The organism is Mycobacterium sp. NGS64, from assembly GCF_059812245.1.
The window spans coordinates 61,157-67,199 of sequence record NZ_JCALCI010000014.1 but is presented as its reverse complement, the minus strand read 5'-3'; the positions used below and the strand labels follow the sequence as shown (position 1 = coordinate 67,199).

The 6,043-nt window shown below is 70.2% G+C and carries 9 protein-coding genes; 5 read left to right on the top strand and 4 right to left on the bottom strand.

Features of this window, described 5'->3' with window-relative positions; genetic code table 11:
* Positions 1-67 precede the first annotated feature (67 nt).
* Genes AC5Y4S_RS27925 through AC5Y4S_RS27915 form a run of 3 tightly spaced genes read right to left on the bottom strand, consistent with a single transcriptional unit; the run spans position 68 to position 1,589 of the window.
* Complete coding sequence (locus tag AC5Y4S_RS27925; protein ID WP_500035789.1) at positions 68-340, bottom strand: DUF2537 domain-containing protein; 273 nt, start codon at positions 338-340, stop codon at positions 68-70.
* Positions 337-1,161 (bottom strand): TrmH family RNA methyltransferase, encoded by an 825-nt coding sequence (locus AC5Y4S_RS27920; protein WP_500035788.1) that lies wholly within the window; start codon positions 1,159-1,161, stop codon positions 337-339. The genes AC5Y4S_RS27925 and AC5Y4S_RS27920 overlap by 4 nt, the downstream gene beginning before the upstream one ends.
* A complete protein-coding gene (locus AC5Y4S_RS27915; RefSeq protein WP_500035787.1) occupies positions 1,158-1,589 on the bottom strand; it encodes an Rv0880 family HTH-type transcriptional regulator in 432 nt (143 codons plus the stop codon). Before AC5Y4S_RS27915 ends, AC5Y4S_RS27920 begins: the two co-directional genes overlap by 4 nt.
* Positions 1,590-1,764: 175 nt before the next feature.
* On the opposite strand from AC5Y4S_RS27915, the gene AC5Y4S_RS27910 reads away from it, so the two are divergent.
* Entirely contained in the window at positions 1,765-2,040 is a 276-nt protein-coding gene (locus tag AC5Y4S_RS27910; protein WP_500035786.1) for a DUF2530 domain-containing protein, read from the top strand.
* A 22-nt stretch (positions 2,041-2,062) separates the two neighbouring features.
* On the top strand, positions 2,063-2,518 hold the full coding sequence (locus AC5Y4S_RS27905) for an SRPBCC family protein (RefSeq protein ID WP_500035785.1): 456 nt from the start codon (positions 2,063-2,065) through the stop codon (positions 2,516-2,518).
* Here the strand turns inward: AC5Y4S_RS27905 and AC5Y4S_RS27900 are convergent.
* The gene (locus AC5Y4S_RS27900; RefSeq protein WP_500035784.1) at positions 2,515-3,423 is read right to left on the bottom strand and encodes a DUF3027 domain-containing protein; all 909 of its coding nucleotides are present in this window, start codon (positions 3,421-3,423) and stop codon (positions 2,515-2,517) included. The genes AC5Y4S_RS27905 and AC5Y4S_RS27900 overlap by 4 nt on opposite strands.
* A gap of 132 nt (positions 3,424-3,555) precedes the next feature.
* Between AC5Y4S_RS27900 and AC5Y4S_RS27895 the strand changes: the two genes are divergently transcribed.
* From AC5Y4S_RS27895 to AC5Y4S_RS27885, 3 genes are read left to right on the top strand one after another with little or no spacing between them, the layout of a single operon-like run.
* On the top strand, positions 3,556-5,220 hold the full coding sequence (locus AC5Y4S_RS27895; protein ID WP_500035793.1) for an MFS transporter: 1,665 nt from the start codon (positions 3,556-3,558) through the stop codon (positions 5,218-5,220).
* Positions 5,217-5,720, top strand: coding sequence for a DUF2771 domain-containing protein (locus AC5Y4S_RS27890; protein ID WP_500035783.1), 504 nt, complete (start codon positions 5,217-5,219; stop codon positions 5,718-5,720). Before AC5Y4S_RS27895 ends, AC5Y4S_RS27890 begins: the two co-directional genes overlap by 4 nt.
* Positions 5,721-5,739: 19 nt before the next feature.
* Entirely contained in the window at positions 5,740-6,042 is a 303-nt protein-coding gene (locus AC5Y4S_RS27885; protein ID WP_068138498.1) for a hypothetical protein, read from the top strand.
* Position 6,043 lies beyond the last annotated feature (1 nt).

Sequence of the window (6,043 nt, the reverse complement as noted above, 5' to 3'; positions counted from 1 at the left end):
GCCGATTGTTGCGCCCTAAGCTCACACACAAGGCCCACGATTCACACTCAACGCCCGAGCGGCGCCGCTAGCCCGAAACGGTCAGCGCCAGCAGCGTCACCCACGCGCCCGCCACACCCACGGCCGCGCCCAGCACAAACCAGCGCAGCACCGGGGTGCGCCGCCAACCCCACAGTGTCGGCGCCAAGCCGCCCGCCGCCACGACGTTCAGGCCGACCGCCAACAGCGGATGCACCCGGATCAACCCCAGGCTCAGCACGACGATGGCGATCCCGGTAACCGCGGCGACGAACGCGGACACCGTCAAACCCGTTGCCCAGGGGACGGACTCGTCGCTCACCACGTGAGCCTAGCCCGCTCGTAGAAGGCCAGGGCCGCCGCCGTCGCGACGTTGAGCGAGTCGGTACCCCGCGACATGGGGACGCGCACCCACACATCGCTGAGCCGCAGGGTGGCCCTCGTCAGGCCCGGGCCCTCGGCGCCCACCACCACCGCGACGCGTTCGTCGACCGCCGCGGCCATCGCCTCGGCCAGCGCGGACGCCTCGCGCTGCGGGGTCATCGCCAGCAGCCGAAACCCGCTCTCTTTCAACAACATAAGGTCGTTGGGCCACTCGGTGGCTCGCGCGTACGGCACCAGCAGGGCGTGGCCCATCGACACCCGCACGGCGCGGCGGTACAGCGGGTCCGCGCAACCGGCGCCGAACACCACCGCGTCCACGCCCAACCCGGCCGCGTTGCGAAAGATCGAGCCCAGGTTCTCGTGGTCGTTGACGCCCTCGAGCACCGCGACGGTGCGGGCGTTTTCGACCACCTCCACGACGCTGGGCTCCCGCACCCTGCGGGCGGCCGCGAGCACGCCGCGATTCAGGTGGAAGCCGACCACCTTCGCCATCACCTCGGCCGAGGCGCGGTAGTACGGTGCGGCGGTGTCGGCCAGGTCGTCCTCCAGTTCGGCCAGCCGGCGTTCGGTGCCCAGCAGGGCGTGCGGGGTGAACCGGGACGCCAGCATGCGCTGCACCACAAGCACGCCCTCGGCGATCACCAGGCCTTTGCCGGTCGGCAGATCGGGACGCCGATCGACGCTGTTCAGGTCGCGGAAATCGTCGAGGCGGGGGTCGTCGGGGTCGGTGACCTCCTGAACGTCCAAGCCGTCGATCACGGGCCTTCGTCGACGAGGGCCAACATCAAGTCGGCGGCCTCGCGCAGGGTTTCGCGTTGCTCGACGTCAAGCGTCGCCAGCCGCTTTGCCAGCCATTCCTGGCGGGCCCGACGGTTCGCCTTGACCAGCTCGGCGCCCGACTCGGACACCGAGACGAGGACCTGCCGGCCGTCGACGGGATGCGGGGTGCGGTCGACCAGACCCATCTCGGCCAGCGAAGCGATCACCCGGGTCATCGACGGGGGTCGGACGCGTTCGCGAATGGCCAGCGCGCCGGGCGTCATCGCGCCCTCGTTGGCCAGCGTGGCCAGCGCCGACAGCTGAGACAGTGACACCGGCGATGACGGGTTGCGGAACCGCAGTTGGCGGGCCAGCCGCATGACTGCCAGCGACAAGTCGCTCGCCAGCCGCGCATCGCTGTCAGGCATGGCGCGAGGGTACACGCAACGCGAGAAAGACGGGATACGAAACGGCCAACGACGGACTTTGGTCCTTTGCTCGCGGGCGCTCGTTCCAATCGCCCGACTCTCCCCCGCAAGCGGGAGGTGCCCCCACCTCAGGCCGCCCTGCGGCCTGCATCGTCGCCGGGCTATGTTGATCGCGATGACTGTCGAACCCGGCCAAGGCCGCGAGGCGCCGCCGCTGCCGGCCTCGCTGCTCGAGGTGTGGCCCGTCGTCGTGGTCGGCTTCGTGGGTTGGCTGATCGGCGCGGTGCTGGCGTTCGTCGTGCCCGCCCTGCACAGTTGGCGCCCGGTGACGCTGGGCGGGCTGGGCGTCGGGGTGATCGGCACCAGCATCTTCGTGTTGCAGCTTGCCGCCGCCCGCCGCGGCGCGCGCGGCGCGCAGACCGGCCTCGAAAGCTACCTCGACCGCAAGTAGATTCACCGACCCGGGAGGAGCGATGGTCGCCCCGCTGCTGCAAGCGCAGATCGACATCGACGCGCCGGCCGCCAAGGTCTGGGCGCTGATATCCGACTTCCGGCGGATGCCGCAGTGGAGCCCGCAGTGTCGCCTGATGCGGCCCCTCGGCCCGCTGCGTCCGGGCACCCGCACCATCAACCTCAACCGCCGCGACCGGGTTTTCTGGCCCACCACGAGCACAGTGCTCGAGGTCGTTCCCGAGAAGCGGCTGGCGTTCCGAGTCAACACCAACCACACCGTGTGGACCTACGAGCTCGAGCCCAACGGTCAGGGCACGCGGGTGGTCGAGAGCCGCCACGCCGAGAACGGCGTCACCGCCGTTTCGAACCTGTCGGTCAAGGCGATCTTCGGCGGGAACGCGATCTTCGAGCGGGAATTGCTCGAGGGAATGAACACCTCGCTGGCGAGGATCAAAGCCGCGGCCGAGAAGGGTTAGTCCCCCGGTTCGGTCGGCTCGGTCGGAGGCTCCGGCGATTCGGTCGGAGACTCCGGCGACTCCTGCGGAGGCTCCGGCACGTCCGGCGGCGACTCCACCGCCTCGGCCTGGGCCGGCGGCGGGTTCTCCGCGACGTCGAGCACGCCGTCGTCGTACGGGTCGTACATCGGCGAGCCGGTGCCGGCCGGGGCCGGGGTGTCCGAATGGGCGCCACAGCCGTACTGCTTGTCGACGATGTGCCCGTCGGCGGACAGCTCGTTGCCGCACACCCCGAACATCGCGCCGAGCGCTCCGGCCAGCGGCAGGAAAAAGCCGCAATCGCGGCACACCCGCTTGGTCGAACGCGCCATCGCCGAATCCGGACCGTAGTCGCCGGTGTGCCACCGCTCGGCCGCCTCGGCGCGGCCCACCGGGCCCATCACCCAGCGGCGGCCCAACCCGACCTCGGCGGCGGTCTCATCGACCTGCGGGTCACCGCTGGCGGCGTAGCCCGGGACCAGCCGAGGGTCGTCGGCCGCGGGTGCCAGCAGGTCGCCAGGACCCAGATCGCCCGGTCGCACCCGCTCCTGCCAGGGCACCCATTCCGGGGCCAGCAACGCCGTCGGGCCGGGGATCAGCACGACTTCGCTGATTGTGGCGTGGTCCGCGCCGCGGTAGGCGGCGACGACGGCCGCCCACTGCCAGCCCTGGTAGCCGGGCAAATGCGCCAGGAACCGGTGGGTCGCCGCGTTCGGGTCCTCGTAGCTGACGCCCAGGTAGTCCCCGACGGCCTCCGGGCCGGCGAACTCCTCGACGGCGGCCCTGGCCTGATCGGCCGCACCGGTGAGCAGCGCGGCCAACTCGTCGGGCCACTCGGCCACGGTCGTGGCGGCGGGTTCCACTGACTCTTCAGTGGGTCCGGTCACGCTGCCCCCCTCTCTCGTGGCGATCGGACTGCGGTGCGTCTCCATACTAGGTTGGCGAGCCACGCCCTGTTGCCTGCCGGTATAGGACAGAATTGAGTGGTGTCTGGACGCCGGCGTGATGCCCGGGGCCGGGTGGCCTCTAACCCGGGCCGCCGGCCCCGCCCGAACGGCACGGGTTCGGCCAACCAGCATCCGGGGATGGCCAACTATCCGGCCGACGACTCCGAGCATCGCCGGTCGCGCCGTCCGCCGCCGATGCCGAGCGCGAACCGGTACCTCCCGCCGCTGGGCGAGGAGTCCGAGCCGGACCGCAACAGCGGCCCGACCCCACGCGGGTCCGCCGCCAGCGAACGCATCACCGTCACCCGCGCCGCCGCGATGCGCAGCCGCGAAATGGGCTCCCGCATGTACTCGATGGTGCAGCGGGCCGCCACCGCCGACGGCGCCGACAAGTCGGGCCTGACGGCGCTGACGTGGCCGGTGGTCGCCAACTTCGCGGTCGACTCGGCGATGGCCGTCGCGCTGGCCAACACCCTGTTCTTCGCCGCAGCCAGCGGGGAGAGCAAGTCCAAAGTGGCTCTGTACCTGTTGATTACGATCGCGCCGTTCGCGGTGATCGCGCCGCTGATCGGCCCGGCGCTGGACCGCCTGCAGCACGGCCGGCGCGTGGCGCTCGCGCTGTCGTTCGCGCTGCGCACTCTGCTGGCGGTGCTGCTGATCATGAACTACGACGGCGCGACCGGCAGCTTCCCGTCGATGGTGCTCTATCCGTGCGCGCTGGCGATGATGGTGCTGTCCAAGTCGTTCAGCGTGCTGCGCAGCGCGGTGACACCGCGGGTGATGCCGCCGTCCATCGACCTGGTGCGCGTCAATTCCCGGCTGACCGTGTTCGGTCTCCTCGGCGGCACCATCGCCGGTGGGGCCATCGCCGGCGGCGTCGAGTTCGTCTGCACCCACCTCTTCAAGCTGCCCGGCGCGTTGTTCGTCGTCGTCGCCGTCACGATCGCGGGCGCCTTCCTGTCGATGCGCATCCCGCGCTGGGTCGAGGTGACCGCGGGTGAAGTCCCGGCCACCCTGAGCTACCGACGCGACGGTGACCAACGCAGGCGATGGCCCGACGAGGTCAAAAGGGTCGGCGGAACGCTCCGACAACCGTTGGGCCGCAACATCATCACCTCGCTCTGGGGCAACTGCACCATCAAGGTGATGGTGGGCTTCCTGTTCCTGTACCCGGCGTTCGTCGCCAAGGCGCATCAGGCCAACGGATGGGCCCAGCTGGCCATGCTGGGCATGATCGGGGCCGCGGCCGCGATCGGCAACTTCGCCGGCAACTTCACCAGCGCGCGCCTACAGCTGGGCAGGCCCGCCGTGCTGGTGGTGCGCTGTGCGGTGGCGGTGTGCGCCGTCGCCCTGGCGGCCGCCGTGGCGGGAACCCTGATGGTGACGGTGATCGCCACGTTGATCACCTCGGGCTCCAGCGCCATCGCGAAGGCCTCGCTCGACGCCTCGCTGCAACACGATCTGCCCGAGGAGTCGCGGGCGTCGGGATTCGGGCGATCGGAATCGACCCTGCAGCTGGCCTGGGTGCTGGGCGGGGCACTGGGCGTCCTGGTGTACACGGAGCTCTGGGTCGGCTTCACCGCCGTCAGCGCCCTGCTCATCCTCGGCCTGGCCCAGACCCTCGTCAGCTTCCGCGGCGACTCCTTGATCCCCGGACTCGGCGGCAACCGGCCGGTCATGGTCGAGCAGGAGGGCACGCGCCGGGGCGCCGGCAGGCCGGCGGCGGTGCCGGAGTGAAACGCCGCGTGGTCGCGCTCGTCGCGGCCGTGGTGGCGCTGGCGTGCCTCGGGGTCGGGGTCGGAACCTGGATTCTGGTGCGCCGCAGCGGCCCCCAGCAACCCGAGATCAGCGCCTACACGCACGGGCACCTGACCCGGGTGGGGCCGTACCTGTACTGCGATGTGCTCAACCTCAACGACTGCCAGACGCCGCAGACCCAGGGCGAGCTACCGCTCAACGAGCATTACCCGGTGCAACTTTCGGTTCCCGACGCGATCTCCCGGGCACCCTGGCGGCTGCTGCAGGTCTATGAGGATCCCGCCAACACGACCGCGACCATGTTTCGACCGGGCTCGCGCCTCGCGGTCACGATTCCGGCGGTCGACCCGCAGCGCGGCAAGCTGACCGGGATCGTCGTGCAATTGCTGACGTTGGTGGTCGACGACGGCCAACAAAACGACATCACCGCCGTTCGCGCCGTCCCGCACGCGGAATGGTCGGTGCGGCTGACCTCTTGACATCCCGCCGAAGGCCAAAATGAAACCACCGCACAACGATTCGATCTGGCCCGACGACACCCGTCGCGCCGCCGTGACACTCGCTTTGGCCGCGGCGACGAACAGCGACATGCAGTTTCAGGACATGATCGACTCGATCACGGACGCGCTGAACAGCGGCCGGTCCCTGCAATTCGTGGTCGAGTTGATCCGCCTGCTGCCCGCCGGGTTGAACGAAGAATTCAACAAACCCGAAACCGCCTCGGCGTTCCGGCAGATGGCGGCGGAAGCCCAGGCGTACGAAGACGACATGCGGGCGCGCAGCGAATGGCGAGACGAGTAGC